The sequence below is a fragment of the Naumannella huperziae genome (assembly GCF_054073625.1).
Map to the genome: position 1 here is coordinate 2570147 of NZ_JBSXPH010000001.1, position 20452 is coordinate 2590598.

Annotated in this window: 20 protein-coding genes and 2 tRNA genes; 8 read left to right on the forward strand and 14 right to left on the reverse strand. The window is 71.3% G+C overall.

Going from position 1 to position 20452, the window contains the following annotated elements:
* Positions 1-91: 91 nt before the first annotated feature.
* The 5 genes from ACXDC7_RS12175 to ACXDC7_RS12195 all read right to left on the reverse strand — a co-directional run bounded on the left by ACXDC7_RS12175 (position 92) and on the right by ACXDC7_RS12195 (position 3674).
* Positions 92-167, reverse strand: a tRNA-Glu gene (locus ACXDC7_RS12175).
* Between the two features lie 68 nt (positions 168-235).
* Positions 236-307, reverse strand: a tRNA-Gln gene (locus ACXDC7_RS12180).
* A 67-nt stretch (positions 308-374) separates the two neighbouring features.
* Complete coding sequence (locus ACXDC7_RS12185) at positions 375-1310, reverse strand: CPBP family intramembrane glutamic endopeptidase (protein WP_459222300.1); 936 nt, start codon at positions 1308-1310, stop codon at positions 375-377.
* The gene (gltX, locus tag ACXDC7_RS12190) at positions 1291-2811 is read right to left on the reverse strand and encodes a glutamate--tRNA ligase (protein ID WP_459222301.1); all 1521 of its coding nucleotides are present in this window, start codon (positions 2809-2811) and stop codon (positions 1291-1293) included. Before gltX ends, ACXDC7_RS12185 begins: the two co-directional genes overlap by 20 nt.
* Positions 2808-3674: a fumarylacetoacetate hydrolase family protein gene (locus ACXDC7_RS12195; protein WP_459222302.1), complete on the reverse strand. Its 867-nt coding sequence runs from the start codon at positions 3672-3674 to the stop codon at positions 2808-2810. The genes gltX and ACXDC7_RS12195 overlap by 4 nt, the downstream gene beginning before the upstream one ends.
* Before the next feature lie 65 nt (positions 3675-3739).
* On the opposite strand from ACXDC7_RS12195, the gene ACXDC7_RS12200 reads away from it, so the two are divergent.
* Positions 3740-5029, forward strand: coding sequence for a thymidine phosphorylase (locus ACXDC7_RS12200; protein ID WP_459222303.1), 1290 nt, complete (start codon positions 3740-3742; stop codon positions 5027-5029).
* Positions 5030-5149: 120 nt separating this feature from the next.
* Here the strand turns inward: ACXDC7_RS12200 and ACXDC7_RS12205 are convergent, their stop codons facing one another.
* On the reverse strand, positions 5150-6391 hold the full coding sequence (locus ACXDC7_RS12205) for an MFS transporter (protein WP_459222304.1): 1242 nt from the start codon (positions 6389-6391) through the stop codon (positions 5150-5152).
* Positions 6392-6451: 60 nt separating this feature from the next.
* On the opposite strand from ACXDC7_RS12205, the gene ACXDC7_RS12210 reads away from it, so the two are divergent.
* Entirely contained in the window at positions 6452-6808 is a 357-nt protein-coding gene (locus ACXDC7_RS12210) for a MerR family transcriptional regulator (RefSeq protein WP_459222305.1), read from the forward strand.
* 10 nt (positions 6809-6818) lie between these two features.
* On the opposite strand, the gene ACXDC7_RS12215 is transcribed toward ACXDC7_RS12210, so the two are convergent.
* From ACXDC7_RS12215 to ACXDC7_RS12225, 3 genes are all read right to left on the reverse strand, one after another.
* Positions 6819-7463, reverse strand: a complete 645-nt coding sequence (locus ACXDC7_RS12215; protein ID WP_459222306.1) for a DUF1707 SHOCT-like domain-containing protein — start codon at positions 7461-7463, stop codon at positions 6819-6821.
* A gap of 97 nt (positions 7464-7560) precedes the next feature.
* Positions 7561-9183 carry a citramalate synthase gene (cimA, locus tag ACXDC7_RS12220; protein ID WP_459222307.1) on the reverse strand — a complete coding sequence of 541 codons (1623 nt, stop codon included), beginning with the start codon at positions 9181-9183 and terminating at the stop codon, positions 7561-7563.
* Between the two features lie 261 nt (positions 9184-9444).
* Positions 9445-10152, reverse strand: a complete 708-nt coding sequence (locus tag ACXDC7_RS12225; protein ID WP_459222308.1) for a TetR/AcrR family transcriptional regulator — start codon at positions 10150-10152, stop codon at positions 9445-9447.
* Between the two features lie 137 nt (positions 10153-10289).
* Here ACXDC7_RS12225 and ACXDC7_RS12230 point away from each other — a divergent pair, with 137 nt between their 5' ends.
* The 5 genes from ACXDC7_RS12230 to ACXDC7_RS12250 all read left to right on the forward strand — a co-directional run bounded on the left by ACXDC7_RS12230 (position 10290) and on the right by ACXDC7_RS12250 (position 16624).
* Positions 10290-12425, forward strand: a complete 2136-nt coding sequence (locus tag ACXDC7_RS12230; protein WP_459222309.1) for an acetate--CoA ligase family protein — start codon at positions 10290-10292, stop codon at positions 12423-12425.
* Positions 12426-12458: 33 nt separating this feature from the next.
* The gene (locus ACXDC7_RS12235; protein WP_459222310.1) at positions 12459-13196 is read left to right on the forward strand and encodes an enoyl-CoA hydratase-related protein; all 738 of its coding nucleotides are present in this window, start codon (positions 12459-12461) and stop codon (positions 13194-13196) included.
* Positions 13197-13224: 28 nt separating this feature from the next.
* Positions 13225-14358 (forward strand): acyl-CoA dehydrogenase family protein, encoded by a 1134-nt coding sequence (locus ACXDC7_RS12240; RefSeq protein ID WP_459222311.1) that lies wholly within the window; start codon positions 13225-13227, stop codon positions 14356-14358.
* Positions 14355-15422, forward strand: coding sequence for an acyl-CoA dehydrogenase family protein (locus tag ACXDC7_RS12245; RefSeq protein WP_459222312.1), 1068 nt, complete (start codon positions 14355-14357; stop codon positions 15420-15422). The genes ACXDC7_RS12240 and ACXDC7_RS12245 overlap by 4 nt, the downstream gene beginning before the upstream one ends.
* A 116-nt stretch (positions 15423-15538) precedes the next feature.
* A complete protein-coding gene (locus ACXDC7_RS12250; RefSeq protein WP_459222313.1) occupies positions 15539-16624 on the forward strand; it encodes a branched-chain amino acid aminotransferase in 1086 nt (361 codons plus the stop codon).
* Between the two features lie 6 nt (positions 16625-16630).
* On the opposite strand, the gene ACXDC7_RS12255 is transcribed toward ACXDC7_RS12250, so the two are convergent.
* From ACXDC7_RS12255 to ACXDC7_RS12275, 5 genes are all read right to left on the reverse strand, one after another.
* The gene (locus ACXDC7_RS12255) at positions 16631-17671 is read right to left on the reverse strand and encodes a 3-isopropylmalate dehydrogenase (protein WP_459222314.1); all 1041 of its coding nucleotides are present in this window, start codon (positions 17669-17671) and stop codon (positions 16631-16633) included.
* Positions 17672-17730: 59 nt separating this feature from the next.
* Positions 17731-18135 carry a VOC family protein gene (locus ACXDC7_RS12260; protein WP_459222315.1) on the reverse strand — a complete coding sequence of 135 codons (405 nt, stop codon included), beginning with the start codon at positions 18133-18135 and terminating at the stop codon, positions 17731-17733.
* A gap of 10 nt (positions 18136-18145) precedes the next feature.
* On the reverse strand, positions 18146-18601 hold the full coding sequence (locus tag ACXDC7_RS12265) for a helix-turn-helix transcriptional regulator (protein WP_459222316.1): 456 nt from the start codon (positions 18599-18601) through the stop codon (positions 18146-18148).
* A gap of 67 nt (positions 18602-18668) precedes the next feature.
* Positions 18669-18992, reverse strand: coding sequence for a hypothetical protein (locus ACXDC7_RS12270; protein ID WP_179446124.1), 324 nt, complete (start codon positions 18990-18992; stop codon positions 18669-18671).
* Positions 18993-19130: 138 nt separating this feature from the next.
* A complete protein-coding gene (locus tag ACXDC7_RS12275; RefSeq protein WP_179446122.1) occupies positions 19131-19694 on the reverse strand; it encodes a class I SAM-dependent methyltransferase in 564 nt (187 codons plus the stop codon).
* 103 nt (positions 19695-19797) lie between these two features.
* Between ACXDC7_RS12275 and ACXDC7_RS12280 the strand changes: the two genes are divergently transcribed.
* Positions 19798-20433: a hypothetical protein gene (locus tag ACXDC7_RS12280; protein WP_179446121.1), complete on the forward strand. Its 636-nt coding sequence runs from the start codon at positions 19798-19800 to the stop codon at positions 20431-20433.
* Positions 20434-20452 lie beyond the last annotated feature (19 nt).

The window sequence follows — 20452 nt, forward strand, 5'->3', positions numbered from 1 at the left end:
CGAACCAGCAGGGATTGCGGGTGCGGGACGGAGCCGCGCGACCCCGAAGACGCCACCAGGGCCCCAGCGGTTCGCTGGGGCCCTGGTGATCTGGTAGCCCCGACGGGATTCGAACCCGCGCTACCGCCTTGAGAGGGCGGCGTGCTAGGCCGCTACACAACGGGGCCAGATGTCGCTCGAGGCGACCGACAGAGCGTACCGGACGCGGTCTCCCGCCGCCAATTCGCGCTGTTCGCTGGGGTACTAGGACTCGAACCTAGACTAACTGAACCAGAATCAGTCGGGCTGCCAATTACCCCATACCCCATCTGCCTGACATCACTGCCGAGGCAGGCGATCACCGGCCCCTGGGGGTCCGGCAACGACGGCTAACGTTACTCGATTCCGCGCGGAGCGGCCAAATCGCTGCGGACCGGTACGCCGAGTACCCGCGCGGCGAGCACCGCGAGCGCCGCGAAGACGGCATAGCCCACCAGACCGAGCAGCGCCTCGGCCGGCGCCATCGCGGTCATGGTTCGCGCGGCGGGCAGCGTGGCGGTGAGCGCGGCCAGCCCGAGCGCGGCGAGATTGTTCAGCACGTGGGCGGCGATCGCCGCCTCGAGCCCACCGGTCAGCCAGACCAGGATCCCCATCACGACACCGAAACCGAACCGGTTGGCGAACAGCCACGGGTCCTGGGCGCCGTGCAGGGCCGCGAAGATCAGCGCCGGGCCCACCACGCCCAGCCAGGGCCCGGACACCAACGCCCCGAGGGTCTGGGCGAGGAACCCGCGGAAGACGAGCTCCTCGGCGGCGGCCTGCAGCGGGGAGGTGGCGACGATGATCACCGCGAACCAGGCGAAGTCGGCCGGCGGTGCCGGCTGCGGGCGCGCCAGCAGGGTCACGGCCACGACCGGTGCGAGGACCACGGCGGCCAGGACGGTCGCGGCGACCAGCCAGCGCCCGCGTACCCGGCCGCGGACCGAGACCAGCCAGCCCGGCCGCACGCGCAGCACGGTGACGGCCAGCAGGACCGGGATCAGCGCGGTGGCCGCGATCGCGACATTGGTGGAGAACAGGCCGAGCGGCGTCTCGAAGGCGAGCCCGGCGGCCAGGGCCGCCGCAAGCTCCCCGGGGCGCCCGGCGGCCAGCCAGCCCAGCGCCAGGATCCCCTGTGCCAGCAGCGAGACCACCAGCACGAACCCGGCGACGGTGAACAGGGCACAGAAGATCAACAGCCGCGCCGGATGGGCGCCGGTGCGCAGCAGTTGGGGGTACGCCGCGGCGGGCGCCACCGGGCGGGCTACCGGCTCAGCCGGCGGATTCGGCATCGGCGGCGAGCCCGTCCAACGCCCGGTCGATCCGGGCCAGCGCCGAGTCACGACCGAGCAGCTCCAGCGACTCGAACAGCGGCGGGGAGATCCGGGAACCGGTGACGGCCGTGCGTACCGGCCCGAAGGCGTGCCGCGGCTTGAGCCCCAGACCGTCGACGAGCGCGGTGCGCAGCGCCTCCTCGATCGACGCATGATCGAAATCGGGCAGCCCGGCCAGCGCGTCGCGCGCCGCCTGCAGGGTGTCGGCATCGCCGGGCTTGAGCACCGCGTCGGTGCCGCTGGTGATCTGATCGTCGGCGCGGAACAGGAAGCCCGCCATGCCGACGGCCTCGGACAGCGTGTTGATCCGCTCCGCGATCAGCGGCACGACGCCGGCCAGCAGTCGGGCCTGGTCGTCGGTCGGCGGGTCGGCGATCAGGCCGGCCTCGGCGAGGAAGGGCGTCACGGCGGCGGCAAGTTGATCATGGTCGAGCATCCGGATGTGCGCGGCATTGATCGCGAGCGCCTTCTTCGGGTCGAACCGGGCCGCATTGGCGTTGACCCGACGGATGTCGAAGGCCTCGATCATCTCGCGCATGGTGAACACATCGCGGTCGTCGGCGATCGCCCAACCGAGCAACGCCAGATAGTTGAGCAGCCCCTCGGGCAGATAGCCCGCCTCCCGATAGTCGGCCAGGCCGCCGCCAGGATCGCGCTTGGACAGCTTCTTGTTGCCCTCCCCCATCACGAACGGCAGATGCCCGAAGCGCGGCACCGCGCCGTCGGTCACGCCGACCTCGCCCAGCGCGCGATACATCACCAACTGGCGCGGGGTGGAGGACAACAGGTCCTCCCCGCGCAGCACATGGGTGATCTTCATCAGCGCGTCGTCGACCGGATTGACCAGCGTGTAGAGCGGGTGGCCGTTGGCCCGGACGATCGCATAGTCCGGCACGTGCTCGGAGGAGAACGACACGGGCCCGCGGACCAGATCGTCGAAGCCGAGCTCGCCGTCGGGCACCCGCATCCGGATCACCGGCGAGCGGCCCTCGGCCCGGTACGCGGCGCGCTGGTCCTCGGTCAGGTCGCGGCAGTGCCCGTCGTAGCCGGACGGCGCGCCCTTGGGTCGCGCCTTCGCGCGCTCCTCGATCTCGGCCGGGGTGCAGAAACATTCGTACGCCTGTCCGCCCGCGAGCAGTTTCGCGACGACATCGCGATAGATCTCGCCGCGCTCGGACTGCAGATAGGGCGCGTAGGGGCCGTCGACCTCGGGCCCCTCGTCCCAGTCGATGCCGAGCCAGCGCAGCGCCTCGATGGTGCCACGCATCGACTCCGCGGTGGAACGCTCGGTGTCGGTGTCCTCGATCCGCAGCACCAGCGTGCCGCCGTGGTGGCGCGCGAAGGCCCAGTTGAACAGTGCGCTGCGGACGTTGCCCACGTGCAGGTTGCCGGTCGGCGAGGGCGGGAAGCGGACGCGCACCTGCTGCGGGGCGAGGTCGCCGAGGACCGGATCGCTCATTTCGCTTCCTTCTCCTGCTCGTCCGGCTGTTCGGTCTTCTTCTGCCCGCTGCTGATCGCGCTCTCGCCGGGTTCGCCGACCGTATTGGTCAGGGTGCCGATCCCCTCGATGTGGACGCTGACGGTCTGTCCCGGGCGCATCTCGCCGACCCCGGCGGGCGTACCGGTCAGGATCACATCGCCGGGCAACAAGGTGGTGTAAGAGGAGATGTAGGCAACCAGGTCGGCGATCGGGTGGACCAGGTCGCGGGTGTTGCCGGCCTGGCGCTGCTCGCCGTCGATCGAGGTCGAGAGCTCCAGCTCGCCCGCCTCCTCGATCGTCAGGTGGGTGACGATCCACGGGCCGAGCGGGCAGGAGGTGTCGAAGCCCTTGGCCCGGGCCCACTGCCCGTCGGTGCGTTGCAGGTCGCGCAGCGTGGCGTCGTTGGCGACGGTGTAGCCGAAGATCAGGTCCTGGGCGCGATCGGCCGGCACCTGCGAGCCGATCCGGCCGATCACCACGGCCAGCTCGCCCTCGAAGTGCAGTTCCTTCGCCGCCGCCGGGGCGATGATCCGGTCGTCCGGGCCGATCACGGCGGTGTTCGGCTTGAAGAAGGTCAACGGGGTGGCGGGCACCTCGTTGCCCATCTCCTTGGCGTGGTCGGCGTAGTTGCGGCCGACGCCGATCACCTTCGAGCGCGGGATCACGGGGGCGAGCAGGCGTACCGCGTCGAGCGCCAGCCGCTCGCCGGTCAACTGGACCGGCATGGCCAGCGGATCGCCGTTCAGGACGGCCACGGTGTCGGGGTGTTCGCCGTTGTCGCGGGCCAGTTCGACCAGCCCGTAGCGTGGCTCACCGCCGGTGGAGAATCGTGCAACGCGCATTTCCTCAGCCTAGCCAGCCGTGCCGCCGCGCCGCGAACGCAGAGCCCGCCGGGCATACTGCCCGGGTGAGCACCGAGCAGTCGTCCTTCGCCGTCGTCGACCTGATCCGGGCCAAGCGCGACGGTACGCCACTGAACGATGACCAGATCCGCTGGCTGATCCGCGCCTACACCGACGGCGCGGTCGCCGAGGAACAGATGTCGGCACTGGCGATGGCGATCTTCTTCAACGGCCTGACCCCGGCCGAACTCGCCACCTGGACCCGGGCCATGATCGACACCGGCGAGCGGATGGACTTCTCCGGGCTGTCCCGGCCGACGGCGGACAAGCACTCCACCGGCGGCGTCGGCGACAAGATCACTTTGCCACTCGCGCCACTGGTGGCCGCCTGCGGCGTCGCCGTTCCGCAGTTGTCGGGTCGCGGGCTCGGTCACACGGGCGGCACCCTGGACAAGCTGGAGGCGATCGGGGGCTGGCGGGCGTCGCTGTCGAATGCGGAGCTGTTCGCCCAGCTCGAGGACGTCGGTGCGGTGATCAGCGCCGCGGGCGCGGGCCTGGCACCCGCGGACAAGAAGCTGTACGCGCTGCGCGATGTCACCGGCACCGTCGAGTCGATCCCGCTGATCGCGAGTTCGATCATGAGCAAGAAGATCGCCGAGGGCACGGGCGCGCTGGTGCTGGACGTCAAGGTCGGCTCGGGCGCGTTCATGAAGGACGAGGCGAGCGCGCGTGAGCTGGCGTCCACGATGGTCGAGTTGGGCCGCGCAGCCGACGTGAACACCGTCGCCCTGCTGACGGACATGGCCACCCCGCTGGGACGTTCCGTGGGCAATGCGCTGGAGGTCGCCGAATCGGTCGAGGTGCTGGCCGGGGGCGGCCCGGCGGACGTGGTCGAGCTGACGCTCGCGCTGGCTCGGGAGATGCTGGCGGCGGCCGGCGTGGCGGCCGATCCGGAGCACGCCCTCGCCTCCGGCGCGGCGATGGATGTCTGGCGGTCCATGATCAGCGCACAGGGCGGCGACCCGGATGCGGCGCTGCCGCGGGCGCGCGAGACCGAGCAGGTACGCGCGGACCGCGACGGCGTCGTCACCGGCCTGGACGCTCTCGGCGTCGGCGTGGCGGCCTGGCGGCTCGGCGCCGGGCGTACCCGCAAGGAGGACCCGGTCCAGGCCGGCGCGGGGATCGAGATCCACGCCCGGCCCGGCGACCGCGTCGCCGCGGGCGATCCCGTGCTCACCCTGCACACCGACACCCCGGAACGATTCGCGCCCGCGTTGGCCGACCTTTCCGGCGCGATCGCGATCGGCGACGCCGCACCGCACCCGCGGCCGGTGGTGATCGACCGGATCGGCTGACCAGGCGTAGGAGGGTGAACGTTGGTGACGACGTCGCGAAGGCGCGACGCCGGTGGTCGACCTCCTGCCCCGCTGTGTGGGCGGTGGTAGGTGTGGTGGATGTGGCAGGCTCCGCGCGGGTCAGGAACGCCGCAGCCGTGGCGCCCTTCTCGTCGGCGAGTGGCTCGGTGCGGGCGAGCCGGGAGAACCCATCGACGACCGTGGGTTCCGCCCGGGTCGGCGGCTCCCTCGCCAGGCACGGGCAGCCATGACCGTCATCAGCAGGCCGCACGTGGTCAGGCCCGCGGCTACCAGGTAGATGGGCCTGGGACCAGCGGTCGAGTCGGCGATCAGCCCGCCGATCAGACCGGCGCAGGCGGCTGCGACCTGGTATCCGGAGGCGTTGACGGCCATCGCCAGCGTCGGCGCGTCGCCGGCGGCCATCATCACGCGAGCCTGCATGCCGGGGATGATCGCGAAGCCGAGGAGGCCGATCACCACAACCGCCGCCACGGTGAGCGTCGTGGAGGTCGCGACGAACCAGGTGCCGACAAGGGTTGCGGCCAGCAGGCCGAGGAGAACGGGTTGGAACAGTCGCGGGTTGCGGTCGTAGAGCGCGCCGCCGACGAGGTTGCCGATCGTCGCGCCGACGCCATAGGCAAGGAGCAGGAGCGGCAGCCGGGTGCTGGGATGTCCGCCCAGATCCGTGAGCAGCGGGGCAAGGTAGCTGAACACCATGAGCACCCCGACGTTGCCGACCGCGGTGATGGCCAGCGCCGCCAGCACCGGGGCACGTCGAAGCACCCGCAGCTCCGAGACCGCCGAGGTCCGACCCTCCTCACCTGGCGACGTGAGCTGCCAGAACACCAGACCGAGCCCGAGCAGGCACGCCACGGCAATCGCAGCGAAGGTGGCGCGCCAGCCCCACTGACTGCCGATCTGGGTGCCGATGGGCGCCCCGAGGATCATGGCCAGGTTCATCCCGAACGCCAGCCGGGCAACCATGGTCCCGGCTCGCTCAGGTGGCGAGGAGGTCACCGCGATCACGATTGCCTGAGCGAAGAAGGTCGAGGTCACCAGCGCGGTGACCACCCGAGCCGCCAGCAGGAGGGAGAACTCGGGAGCCAGGGCGGAGGCCGCGTTCCCCACCCCGGCGACGGCCAGCAGGACCAGCATCAGCCGCTTCCGATCGACCCCGGCAGTCACCGCGGTGAGCAGCGGGCCACCGATGATCATGCCGACGGCGTACGCGGTGACCAACAACCCCGCGGTGCCGACGGTGACCCCGAGGTCGGAGGCGACCTCGGGCAGGATCCCGGCCACCACGAACTCCCCGGTGGTGATGCTGAAGACGCAAAACATGAGGATGACGAGCCGAAGCATGCCCCGCACGCTAAACTCTCACGTCGACGTGAGAGTCAAGTCGACACCGAAGGAATCCGGGTGAAGATCGGAGAGCTGGCAGACCGGACCGGGGTCAGCGTGCGAGCGTTGCGCTACTACGAGGAAAAGGGCGTACTGACCCCCGAACGCACTCCCAGCGGGTACCGGATCTTCGCCGAGGCAGACATCCGCACGGTGGCACACATCCAGACGCTCCTCGCCGCGGGTCTCGGCATGGATCTCATCGGCGAGATCCTGTCCTGCTTGTCCGGCGAGTCCCTGCTGCTGGACGGCTGCCGCGAACGACTCGAAGCAGAGCGCCGCCGGATCACCGGCGACATCGATCAACTCGCCCACACCCGGTCACTGCTCGACGACCTGCTCGCAACCACGCGAGCCCTGTCACGAACGCCCTGACCCGCAACAACTAGGCCGCGCCGGTGTGCCGGTCGAACCAGTTGGGTGTCCGGACGACCAGCGAGCCCATCCCGAGGCCGCCGTGGAAGAACAGCAGCGGCGAGCCCGGCGCCGGGGTAGTCGGAATCTTGGACTTCGCGCTCCCCCAGGACGAGGACAGCCGATCGAGGTTCGCGGCCCACCCCTCGGGCACGATGACCTTGATCGAACCGGCGCCGGGCAGCGATTCGATCATGATCACCTCGGCCAGCGGCCGGGCCTCCAGACAGTTCAGGATCACCGAGCCGAGGCCGCCGTCGATGCGCAGGAAGGGCGGCAACTCCCACGCGCCCTCACGGCGTACCGTCGACCAACCACCGTCGAGGCGCAACGGGTCCTGCTCGCTCATCCCCGGCGCGTGCGGCACGCCGTCCGGCAGGGTGGCGGCGCGAGGGGCGAGCGCGGTGCCGGCCCGACCCGCCCGCGACGGTGGTTCGACCGGCAGGTCGGCGACCAGCGGATCGAGGTCGCCGAAGGTCTTGGCGGCCAGTGCCGCCTCGATCCGCTCCTCCAGCTCGTCGAGATCGATCCGCCCCTCCGCGGCTGCGTCGCGCAGGATCGCCACGACTGCCTCACGTTCGGCGTGCCCGATCCGCATCCCACCGGCCCCACTCATGGGCGCAGCCTAGTCAACCTTGGCACCACCCGGCCGCCCGCTATCCGGTGCAGACGGTTCGAGCTGCGGCCGATGAGCCATGCGGCCTTCCGCAGGCTCAGCCGCGGCCCCGGATGAGCCCGAACCGGTAGGCATCGGTGAGCGCCTCCCAGGAGGCGTCGATGATGTTGGCGCCGACGCCGACCGTGGTCCACACGTGCTCGCCGTCGGTGGTGTCGATCAGCACGCGGGTGACCGCATCCGTGCCGTGCCCGGAATCGAGGATCCGGACCTTGTAGTCGATCAACTCATAGCCGGCGATCTGCGGGTACGCCTTGATCAGCGCGTCGCGCAGCGCCTGGTCGAGGGCGTTCACCGGGCCGTTGCCCTCCCCCACCACCAGGTGGGTCTCGCCCTCGGCGGACAGCTTCACCGTCGCCTCGGTGACGGTCGCATGATCAGAACTGGCCTGGGAGTGCACCCGCCAGTGCTCGATCGCGAACGGGTCGCCGGGCAGCGAGCCGGTGCCGCCGGTGTGATCGCGCAGCAGCAGCTCGAAGCTCGCATCCGCCGCCTCGTAGGAATAGCCGCGCGCCTCGCGCTCCTTCACCGCATCGGTCACCCGGGCGGCAAGATCACGATCGGACAGGTCGAAGCCCAGCTCCTCACCCTTGATCTGGATGTTCGCGCGGCCGGCCATGTCGGAGACCAGCATCCGCATGTCGTTGCCGACCAGCCCGGGATCGATGTGCTGGTAGAGATTCGGGTCGACCTTGATCGCGCTGGCGTGCAAACCGGCCTTGTGGGCGAAGGCCGAGGCGCCGACATAGGGCTGGCGGCCCGAGCCGGCGACATTGGTCACCGCCGCGATGGCGTGCGAGATCCGCGTCGCCTCGGCGAGCCGCCCCTCGGGCAGCAGGTCCCAGCCGTACTTCAGCTCCAGGTTCGCGATCACCGGGATCAGGTCGGCATTGCCGGTCCGCTCGCCGTAGCCGTTGATCGTGCCCTGCACGTGCATGGCGCCCGCGTCGACCGCGGCCAGGGTGTTGGCCACCGCGCAGCCGGTGTCGTTGTGGGCATGGATGCCGAGCGGTACGCCGAGCCCGGCCACCTGTTCCACGATCTCGCCCACCCAGGGCGGGAGCATCCCGCCGTTGGTGTCGCAGAGCACGACCACCTCGGCCCCGGCCCGGGCCGCGGTGCGTACCACCTCGGTGGCATAGCCCGGGTCGAGGCGGAAGCCGTCGAAGAAGTGCTCGCAGTCGAGGAAGACCCGGCGGCCCTCCTCGACCAGGTGGGAGACGGTGTCGGTGATCATCGCGAGGTTCTCCTCGCGGGTCGTGCGCAGCGCGCGCTCGACGTGACCGACGTGGCTCTTGGCGACCAGGCAGACCGTCGAGGCGAGCGAGTCGCGCAGCGCGGCGACCAGCGGGTCGTCGGCGGCCCGGCCGTTGGGGCGGCGGGTGGCGCCGAACGCGACCAGCGTCGCGTTCTTCAGTTTCAGGTCGTCGGCGGCGGCGGCGAAGAACGCGGTGTCGTTCGGATTCGCGCCGGGCCAGCCGCCCTCGATCCAGCCCACGCCCAGCTCGTCCAGGTAGCCCGCGATTCGCAGCTTGTCCGCGACGGTGAGGCGCATCGCCTCCTGCTGCGCGCCGTCGCGCAGGGTCGTGTCGTAGACGTGGAAGGTGCCGGGCTGACGCGGCGCCGTCGCCTGGCCGTTCAGGCTGGGGGCTGTGGTCATGATCGTCCTCGTTGCTGGGTGCACTCGCCGGGCAAAGAAAAAACCTCCCGTGGGAACGAGAGGTTGCGCGTCCGACGATCCGCTGGTCAGACGCGCTGCGCAATGATGATGCTCAGGCGATGCACCCCGCCATTGTGTGGCGCGGATTGCCGGACGCGGAACCCCTGTCTCGACATACGGTACGCAGGGCCCCGGCGAGCGGGCCGCGATCATCCCCGGCCCGTGCACCTGAGGGGGCGCATCGCGTACCGCTCGGAGCGGTCAGTCCCCGCCCGGTTCGGCGCGGCCGAGCGATTGGTAGAACTCCTCGTCCGCCGGATCGGCCCGCACGCCCAGCGCGCTCGCCCACAGGTAGGTCAGCGTGCGGTTGGCCTCGGTGAGGTCGTAGTCGCGGTCCTCGGTGACGTGCCAGGTGTAGAAGCTGTGCGTCGTCATCGCGATCAGCGCGCTCGCCACCACCTCCGGGTCGAGCGTGGGCTTCAGCGCGCCGCACGCCTGCTGCCGCTTGATCATGCCGAGCACGCGCCGCTCCGCGGTGTGCCGCAGGTGGATCCGCAGGGCGTGCACCTCATCGTCGAATGTCGTCACCTGCTCCAGCAGCCCGATCAGCCGGCGGTGTTCCTTGTAGACCCGGTAGAACCGCAGGTTGCCGCGCTCGATGCGCTGCACCCGGGTCAGCGATCTCTCCGCCGGCCCGTGCTCGTAGATGCCGGGCATCAGGTCCAGGCACAGCACGCGGAAGATGTCGGTCTTGGAGTCGAAGTAGGTGTAGAACGTGCCGTGGGCGACCCGGGCCTCCTCGGCGACATCCATCACCCGGGCGTTCAGGAAGCCGTCGCGCTCGAACACGATGCGGGCCGCGCGCAGCAGCCGCTCGCGGGTCCGCCGCGCCTTCGGGGTGAGCTGTTCGAGGCGCGCGGCCGCGTGACGACCGGCCGGGTCCTGTCCGATCCCCGACTCCTCGCTCACCGGCACCCCCTCCCTCTGCTGTGCGCTGCCGAGCCGAGCCGCTCCGAGCTGGTCCGATCCGAGCCGAGCGGGGCCGGCGACGGGCGATGGAACGGCAGTATTGACACGCACGTCAGTTCTAGCCGAGGTTGGCTGCGATGTCACTCAATGATGATGAACCGGCCTCGCTCTACCGCGCGCTGTTCCGCCCCGAATCGGTGGCGATCGTCGGGGCCTCGGGCCGCGGCGTCGGCGTCACCGCCCGCCCCCTGCGCTTCCTGCGCCAGCACCGGTTCGCCGGGCGCATCCACCCGGTGAATCCGCGCTACGACGAGATCGACGGCATCCCCTGCTTCCCCGACCTGGCCTCGATCCCCGACGGAGTCGACACCGTCTTGTCGCTCGTCCCCGCCGCGCAGACCGCGCAGATCGTGCAGGAGGCGGCCGCCGTCGGCGCGCGGGTCGTCGTCGTCTTCGCCTCGGGTTTCGCCGAGGTCGGCGAGGAGGGGCGGCGGATGCAGGCCGAGCTCGACGCGATCGCGCGGCGCACCGGCGTACGCATCGTGGGCCCGAACTGCCAGGGCCTGATCCACGTGCGCAACCAGTTCTTCGGCACCTTCACCAACGCGGCCGATCGCGAGATGCACGGCACCAGCGGCGTCGCCTATGTCGGCCAGAGCGGTGCCGTCGGCGGCTCGATGCTCGACCTCGCCGCCGAGATGGGGCTGAGCCTGACCGCCTGGGCCTCGACCGGGAACCAGGCGAACCTCGACCTGGTCGAGGTCGCGGAGGCGATGATCACCGACGACCAGATCAAGGTCGTGCTGATGTATGCCGAAGGGATCGCCGACGGGGCGCGCTTCGTCCGCCTCGCCCGCCGCGCCGCGCAGGCGGGCAAGCGGCTGGTGCTGTTGCGCTCGGGGCGATCCAGCACCGGCAAGTTGGCCGCCGCCTCGCACACCGGCGCGATGCTCGGCGACGACCTTGCGCTGGTCGCGGCGGCCGAACGCTACGGCGTGATCCTGGTCGGCGACGTCAACGAACTGCTCAGCGTCGGCGCGGCGCTGGCCGCCCCGGCGCCGCTGCGCGGCAATCGCCTCGGCGTCATCACGGCCTCCGGTGGCGCGGGCATCCTGCTCACCGACCACGCCGAGGACAACGGCCTCGAGGTGCCGCCGCTGGGCGAGGGGACGACCACGCAGCTCGCGGCGCTGGTGCCGGCGTTCGGGGCGGTCGCCAACCCGGTCGACATCACCGCGCAGGCGTTCAGTACGCCGACCGCCATGCAGGATCTCGCCGAGATCTGCCGGCTCACCGCCGCGGACGAGGCAGTCGACAGCGTCGCGTTCATCCTGACCATGGTGATCGGCCAACGCGCGCTGGACGTCGCGCAGATGCTCGCCGCACTCGCCCGCGACGGCCTCGACAAACCGCTGTGGATCGTCTGGTTGGCCAGCCGCGAGCAGACCGCGGACGCTCGGGCGGTGCTGCGCGAGGCCGGGATCCCGGTCTTCGCCTCCGTCGGCGACCTGGCGCGTACCCTCGCGCGCGTCGTGCCCGGCCCGACCCGCGCCGTCGCCGATGTCGCCGACGACCCCGAGGCGGCCGCCGCGCTGCTGGCCGACACCCCGGACCGGCTGGACAAGATCTTCTCCGCGCTCGCGGTCGACCGGGCGAGCCCGGTGTTGGCCGCACGGGGCGCCGACGTCGCCGCGATCGTTTCCGGCCGGCCGGGCCCGTTCGCGATGAAGATCAACGCGCCCAGCCTGACGCACAAGTCCGACATCGGCGGCGTACGCCTCGACGTCGCCCCCGAGCAGGCCGAGACCGTCTTCGCCGAGCTGGCCGCGATCGCCGACCAGCACGGGATCGCCGACTTCGCCGGCGTCGACATCGAGCCGATGGCGCGCCCGGGCCTCGAGCTGATCGTCGGCGCGACCTCCAGCGGCGACGGCTATCCGGCGATCGTGTCCGTCGGCCTCGGCGGCACCGCGACCGAGGTATTGGCCGACGTGGCGGCCACCGCGGCGCCGATCGACGCCGCGCAGGCGACCGACCTGCTCCGCCGCCTGAAGTCCTGGCCGCTGCTGGACGGTTTCCGGGGGCGGCCGCCGGCCGACGTCGCCGCCGTGACGCACGCGGTCAGCGCCGTGAGCAGGATGGCCGCCGCGGCGAGCGGGCACCGGTTCGAGTTCGAGATCAACCCGCTCATCGTGCATGCGGCGGGCGAGGGCGCGACGGCGGCCGACGTGCTCGTGCACACCGCGCCCGCGCCCGACGGGCGTGACTCCTGACCACCGAGCGGACAGCCAACCGAGAGGGCAGCCATGGGACAGATCGACCTGGACAAGACCGACGGCATCGCGCTGATCACCGTCAACTCCCCCGACGTGAAGAACGCGCTCACCGCGGACATGGGCCGGCAGTTGCAGGACGTCTGCGACGAGATCGACGCCGACGCCTCGATCGGCGCCGCCGTGATCCGCGGCGCGAACGGCACGTTCTCCTCGGGCGCGGACCGGCGGGCCTGGGACCCCAACCGCGTCCAACTGGAGGACAAGACCTACAAGGACACCGGTGCCGTCTACGGCGGTTTCCGGCGCGTCGGTGATCTGTTGGTCCCGACGATCGCGGCCGTCCGCGGCGCGGCCGTCGGCGCCGGGATGAACCTCGTGCTCGCCACCGACCTGCGCATCGTCGCGACGAACGCCCGCCTGATCTCCGGTTTCCTCAAGATCAACCTGCACCCCGGTGGCGGCTACTTCACCATCTCCCACCGCGCCGCGGGCCGGGAGGCGACCGCGGCGATGGGCCTGTTCCAGGAGGAGATCGACGGTGCCCGGGCCGCCGAGATCGGCCTCGCCTGGCAGGCCGTCGACGACGAGCTGGTCGAGCAGCGGGCGATGGAGCTCGCGGCCCGGCCGGCGAAGGATCCCGAGCTGTCGCGCGAGGCGACCCGCTCGTTCCGGGTCGAGACCGCCAACGATGCGCTCGACTGGGACGCCGCCCTGCAGTTCGAGCGGGCGATCCAGATGTGGTCGCAGTACCGCCGCAACAGCTACTGACCCGCCACCCGAGAAGGAGTCTCCCCCGATGCAGTTCGCCCCGACCGAGCTCAGCGCGAGCGAGCAACAACTGCGCGACGACGTGCGCGAGTTCCTCGACGCCGAGCTCCCCGATGATCACGTGCCCGGCCTGGGCATGGCCGCCGGACACGACCCCGAGTTCTCCAGGAAGCTCGCCGCGCGCGGCTGGCTCGGGATGGCCATCCCGCGTGAGTACGGCGGCCACGACCGGACCGCCGTCGACCGGTTCATCGTGACCGAGGAACTGCTCGCGCGCGGCGCGCCGCTCGGTGCGCACTTCGCGGCGGATCGGCAATCGGCCCCCACCATCCTGCGCTTCGGGTCCGAGGAGCAGCGCCGGCGGTTCATCCCCAAGATCGTCGCGGGCGAGTTGTGGTTCTCGCTCGGCATGAGCGAGCCGGACTCCGGCTCCGACCTGTCCTCGGTGCGTACCGCCGCCAAGAAGGTCGACGGCGGCTGGCTGCTGAACGGCACCAAGATCTGGACCAGCAACGCCCACCGCAACCACTACTTCGCCGTGCTGTGCCGCACCTCCCCGCTCGGCGAGGACCGGCACCAGGGGCTCAGCCAGCTCCTGGTCGACCTGCACGACGAGAACGTCGAGATCCGGCCGATCCCGTTCCTCGACGGCACCCACCACTTCAACGAGGTGCACCTCGACGACGTCTTCGTGCCCGACGACATGGTGCTCGGCGAGCCCGGCTCCGGGTGGCAGCAGGTGACCTCGGAGCTGGCGTACGAGCGATCCGGGCCGGACCGGTTCATGAGCACGTTCGGGCTGCTGAAGTACTTCGTCGACACCTACCGCGACGACCTGGACGCCCAGCAGGCGCGGATCGTCGGCGAGGTCACCGCCCGCTACTGGACGATCCGGCAGCTCTCCCTCGCGGTCGCGCGGATCATCGACGCGGGCGGCGCGCCCGCCGTCGAATCCGCGCTGGTGAAGGACATCGGCACGAAGTTCGAGCAGGACGTGATCGAGCTGATCCGCGACGGCGTGGACGGCGAGGTCGACCCCGACGGCGAGACGCTGCTGGAGACCCTGCTCGCCAGGGCCATCGTCAGCGGGCCGGCGTTCACCCTCCGCGGGGGTACCACCGAGATCCTCCGCTCCGTCGCGTCGAAGGGACTGCGAGCATGAGCAACGAGATCGACGAGATCCGCTCCGCGCTGCGCGCGATGCTCGGCGACACCTCCACGCCGGAGCATGTGGTCGCGGCCGAGGGCGCCGGCTGGAACGAGGGCGCGTGGCGGGTGCTGCGCGAGACCGGGTTCGCCGGCATCGGCGTACCCGAGTCCGCGGGCGGCTCCGACGGCACCCTGACCGAGGCGGCGGTCGTGCTGGCCGAGCTCGGTCGCGCCAGCGCGTCGGTGCCCTACGCCGAGCACGCGCTGATCGCCGGCTGGTTGGCGGCGCGGGCCGGCAAGCAGCTCGACGCGCAGGTCGCGACCGCCGCGGTGGCGCCCGGGCTGAGCGTGGCCGCCGACGAGACCCTTCGGGGAACCGTGCAGCGGGTGCCGTGGGCGCGCAGCGCCGACCGGATCGTGGTGATCATTCCCGACGACGACGGGGCGTCGGTCGCGGTGCTGGCAGGCGACTCCGTCGCCATCACCCCGGGGCGCAACTTCGCCGACGAGGCCCGCGACCGGGTGGATCTCGGCGGTGTCGCGCCGGTCGAGTCGTGGCGGATCGACGCCGAGGAGTTGGAGCAGGTACGCCTGCGCACCGCGTTCGCGCGCGCCGCCCTGATCGCCGGCGCCCTGGCCCGGGTGCTGGAACTGACCGTGCGCTACACCGGCGAGCGGGTGCAGTTCGGCCGGCCGATCGGTCGCTTCCAGGCGGTCCAGCGGCACGTCGTGAAGACCGCCGAGCAGACCAGCCTGACGACGATGGCCGTCGAGGCTGCCGCCCACGGCGAGCGCGAGGAGCTCGACCTGCCGGCCGCGGCCTCGGCCAAGATCGTCGCGAGCCAGGCGGCCACCATCTCCAGCGCGCACAGCCACCAGGCGCACGGCGCGATCGGGATGACCAAGGAGTACGAGCTCGGCCAGCTCAGCCGCCGGCTGTGGTCCTGGCGCGACGAGGGCGGCACGGCGCAGCACTGGTCGCGCCGGCTCGGCACCGCCGTGGCCGCCGCCGGCACCGACGCCGTGTGGCCGCTGATCTCTTCCGGGACCGACGCGGCCGCCCGCTCGCGCGCCTGACCCGCCGACGCCGGGCGGGTCCGCCGGGTTCGTCGGGTCCGCCGGGGCCGGTCGCGCCGGGGCCGGGCGAGACGGGCTCGACCCACGGGCCGGGGCGGCTCGGATAGGTTGCCCCCATGAGCCTGATCTTCGATGTGCATCCCACCTCGGACCCGATGCCCGCGCGCCGGCGCGAGGAGATTCTCGCCAACCCCGGGTTCGGCCAGCACTTCACCGATCACATGGCCGTGGCCACGTGGACCGCGGCGGACGGCTGGCACGACTCCGCGGTGGTGCCCTACGGGCCGATCCGCCTGGACCCGGCCGCGGCGGTGCTGCACTATGCGCAGGAGATCTTCGAGGGCCTCAAGGCGTACCGCCACGACGACGGGTCGATCTGGCTGTTCCGGCCGGACCAGAACGCCGCCCGGATGCAGCGCTCGGCCCGCCGGCTGGCGCTGCCCGAGCTGCCCGCCGAGGACTTCTTGTCCAGCATCACCACCCTCGTCGGCACCGACGCGGACTGGGTGCCCTCGGGCGGGGAGACCAGCCTGTACCTGCGCCCGTTCATGTTCGCCTCCGAGCCGTTCCTCGGGGTACGCCCCGCGCAGCGGGTCAGCTACGTGCTGATCGCGAGCCCGGCCGGCGCGTACTTCGCCCAGGGCGTGAAGCCCGTCAGCATCTGGATCACCGAGTCCTACAGCCGCGCCGGCCGCGGCGGCACGGGCGCGGCCAAGTGCGGCGGCAACTACGCCTCCAGCCTGCTCGCCCAGAGCGAGGCCGCCGAGCAGGGCTGTGAACAGGTGCTGTTCCCCGACTCCGCCGAGGGCAAGTGGGTCGAGGAGCTGGGCGGGATGAACGTCTACCTCGTCACCAACGCCGGCGAGCTGGTCACGCCCGAGCTGACCGGCAGCATCCTGGAGGGCGTCACGCGCGATTCGATCCTCAAACTTGCCGCCGACGAGGGCCTCACCCCCGTCGAGCGCAAGGTGTCGGTCGATGAGCTGCTGCGCGGGATCGCCGACGGCGCGATCCGCGAGGTCTTCGCGTGCGGCACCGCGGCGGTGGTCACGCCGATCGGGGCGTTCAAGGACGTCGACGGCGAGTACCCGGTCGGCGACGGTGCGGTCGGCGAGGTCACGCAGAAGGTACGCCAGGAGCTGCTCGACATCCAGTACGGGCGGTCCGAGGACCGCTACGGCTGGATGACCAAGATCGCCTGACCGGGGTCAGGCGACGGACTCGGCGATGGCGTCGCCGATCTGCGCGGTGGAGCGCCGCTCCCCCGGCTTGCGCGCGGCGAGGTCGGCGATCACGGCCTTGTTCACCCGCTCGGCCTCGGCGGCGTGGCCGAGGTGTTCCAGCAGCAGCGCGCCGGACAGGATCGCGGCGGTCGGGTCGGCGAGCTGTTGGCCGGCGATGTCGGGCGCGGAGCCGTGCACCGGCTCGAACATCGACGGGTGGGTCCGGTCCGGGTTGATGTTGCCGCTGGCGGCGAGCCCGATGCCGCCGGTGACGGCCGCGGCCAGGTCGGTGATGATGTCGCCGAACAGGTTGTCGGTGACGATCACGTCGAAGCGCGCCGGATCGGTGGCCAGGAAGATCGTCGCCGCGTCGACGTGCAGGTAGTCGGTCTCGACGCCGCCGAACTCCTGCCCGACCTCCTCGAACACCCGGCGCCACAGCTTGCCCGCGTTGACCAGCACGTTGTGCTTGTGCACCAGCGTCAGCTTGCCGCGCCGCGCCGCGGCCCGGGCGTATGCATCGCGCACCACTCGCTCGACGCCGAAGGCGGTGTTCACGCTCACCTCGGTGCCGATCTCGTGCGGCGTACCCTCGCGGACCACGCCGCCGTTGCCGCAGTACAGCCCCTCGGTGCCCTCCCGGATGACCACGAAATCGACGTCACCGGGGTCGGCGAGCGGGCTCACGCTGCCGGGATAGAGCTTGCTCGGCCGCAGGTTCACGTAGTGATCGAATGCGAACCTGATCTTGAGCAACAGCCCGCGTTCGAGCAGCCCGCTCGGCACGTCGGTGGCGCCGGGCGCCGCGCCAACCGCGCCGAGCAGGATCGCGTCCGCCGCGTCCAGCTCGGCGAGCACCGAGTCCGGCAGCACCTCGCCGGTACGCTGCCAGCGCGCCGCGCCCAGGTCGTAGTCCACCCGGTCGAACGCGCCGGGGCTGACCGCCTCGATCACCTTGATCGCCTCGGCCGTCACCTCCGGGCCGATGCCGTCGCCGCCGACCACCGCCAATGTCGCCTTCGCCATGGCGTCACCCTAGCCGCCCAGGCTCACATGGTGAGAACGGCGTACCACCATCCGGTCGGTCAGGCGCGCTGCTGGATCCGGACCAGGTTGCCGGTCGGGTCCCGGAAGGCGCAGTCGCGCACGCCGTACTCCTGGTCGGTCGGCTCGTGCACCACGTCGGCGCCGGCTGCTTCGAGCCGGGCGAAGGTGGCGTCCACATCGGCCGCGGCGAGGTTCACCGCGAACCACGCGCCCTTGCTGACGAGCGCGAGGATCGCCTTGGCGTCCTCCTCGGGAAGGCCGGGTCCCACCGGCTGCAGAACGATCGCGGTGTCGGGCTGATCGGCCGGGCCGACCGTGATCCAGCGCGTGTTCTCCCAGCCGACGTCGACGCGTACCTCGAAGCCGAGCAGGTCACGGTAGAACGCGATCGCGGCGTCCGGGTCGGTCTGCGGAAGGAAGCTTGAATAAATGCTGATGTCCATGCCGGAGACGCTAGTTCGGCGCGGCCGCGGCGGCTTCTCGATTCCTGATCGATTGATCATGGGCCGAGCGGGTCGGCGTCGGACGGGTGACGCGCCGGGTCACGCACGGCAACAACCCGGGCGGCACGTCCGGCGCGGCGCGATAGACGCTCGGCGGTACGCCGACCAGCTCGCGAAAGCGCGTACTGAACGTGCCGAGGGAGGAGAACCCGACGGCGAAGCACGCATCGGTCACGCTGACATCGCCTCGCCGTAGCAGCGCCATCGCCCGTTCGACGCGGCGGGTGATCAGGTACGCATAGGGCGACTCGCCGTACGCGGCACGGAACAGCCGGCTGAAGTGACCGGGCGACATGTGCGCGCCGGCGGCGAGCGCGTCGACATCGAGCGGCTGGGCGAAGTGCCGGTCGATCCGGTCGCGCGCCCGGCGCAGCGCGACCAGATCGGCGACCGCTGGCGAGCTCACCCGGGCATCCTGCCACGGTTCGCGCTCAACGGCGCGCGGCTTCGGCGATCGTGCCGGAACGGGGCCGCTAGGGCTTCACGTAGAAATAGCCGGCGACGCAGTGCCACGTGCCCTGTCGGTAGGTCCCGCCGGTGGACGGATTGACCTTGATCTCACCCAGCCGCCATTCCTTCTTGGTGCACCGGTAGCGGACCTTCGACAACGACACCCCGGCCTGACAGGCAAACCGCGCGCGGGGCTCCTTGATCTTGCTGCACACGCCGTTACCGGTCCGCGGCGGCTCGGGCGCCGGCCGCGCGGCGGCGGGCTCTGCGGCGGCCGCGAGGGCGCCGAGTCCCAGGAGTGTGGCAGCCGCCGTCAGTCCGACCGTTCGCCGCAGTTCCGAGATCATGTCAACTCCTTCGTCGATTCCTTCGTCGGTGTCGACCGAACGGGACATCCGTCCGGTCCCGCTCTGCACGAGTCCGGCATCGCCCGCACGGGTTCCGATTGCACGGTGTCGAGACCCGCCACGTCTCGGTTCCTGCCCTCAGCGGCGGGCGGCGATCAGCACCGAGGTGTCGTCGGCGACCAGCACGTCGACCGCGGCGACCCGCGGATCGGTCAGCCACTCCTGTCGCACCACGTCGAGGCGGCCATCGACCATCGGCGGCCATTCCGGCGCCGGCTGCAGGTCGTCGAGCACGATCAGCCCACACGCGTCGACCAGCTCGATCAGTTGTTCCCGGTCGGCCTGCTTGGCCGAGGCCGCATCGACGAACAGCAGCGAGAACGGCGCATGATCGGCGAGCTCGGTCCAGTCGGTCTGCAGCACGTCGATGTCATCGTCGGCGAAGGTCGAGGTGGCGATCTGCGCCAGCGTCGGATCCAGCTCGGCCGTCACCACCCTGGTGCCCTTCGGGGCGCCGCTGCGCAGCCATGCCGCGCCCACCCCGCACCCGGTCCCGCATTCGGCGATCGTGCCGGACCGGGTCGCCGCCAGGGTCGCCAGCAGCCGCCCGGTCTCGGTGCGCGTCGCATGCACGTAGCCCTGGTGCAGCGAGGCCCGCAACGCCCGGCGGACGAGCTCGGGAACTTCCGGGTCATAGCTCACGACGCGAGTCAATCATCCGGCGCGGCGCGGCGGCCCGGGTCCGTGATGTGGGCACCCCCGGGCCGAGGACGTGGCGGCCCGGCGGGCGGGCATGATGGGCGGCATGAGCGAGCAGGGGTCGACGGGCAATGTCGCTGGTCAGCACGGTACGCCGGATCCGCAGTGGCACCACGTCGGAGCGCACAGCCACCTGGCCCAGCGCCGCGACGAGCGGCGGCGGAGGACCCGGCGCAACCTGATCACGCTCGGGGTGATCATGGCGCTGGCGGCGGGCGCGATCATCGCGGTGCTGACCATGGCCGGGCGCTGGGGCGTACCGGGATTCTCCTACACCAACGATCTCGGTTCGCGGTGCACGAACAAGATCCTCGGCCACACGTGCGACCAGGTCAGCGTCGCCGAGATCAACGCGCGGGCCGAGACCACCTTGCCCGAGCAGACCGAGGTGCTGCAGAGCAGCTATTCCGAGGCCCAGGACTGGGGGTTGTCAGCGGTCGTGGTGGTGCCGGCCGCCGACGCCGCGTCGACCGACGCGATGCTCACCGAACGCTTCGGCAAGTGCGACGGCGATCTGCCGGCCGACGCGCTGCCCGCCGACGAGTACACCGATACCTGTCGCCGCTCGGCCACCCAGTCCTTCGGTGCCGACGGCGATCCCGTCCGAAGCATGCACCATGTCTTCAGCGGGGTACGCCCGGACGGCGCGCTGGTGATCAGCCTCGAGGTCTGGACGACGTGAGCGGGGCCCGGACGACCGG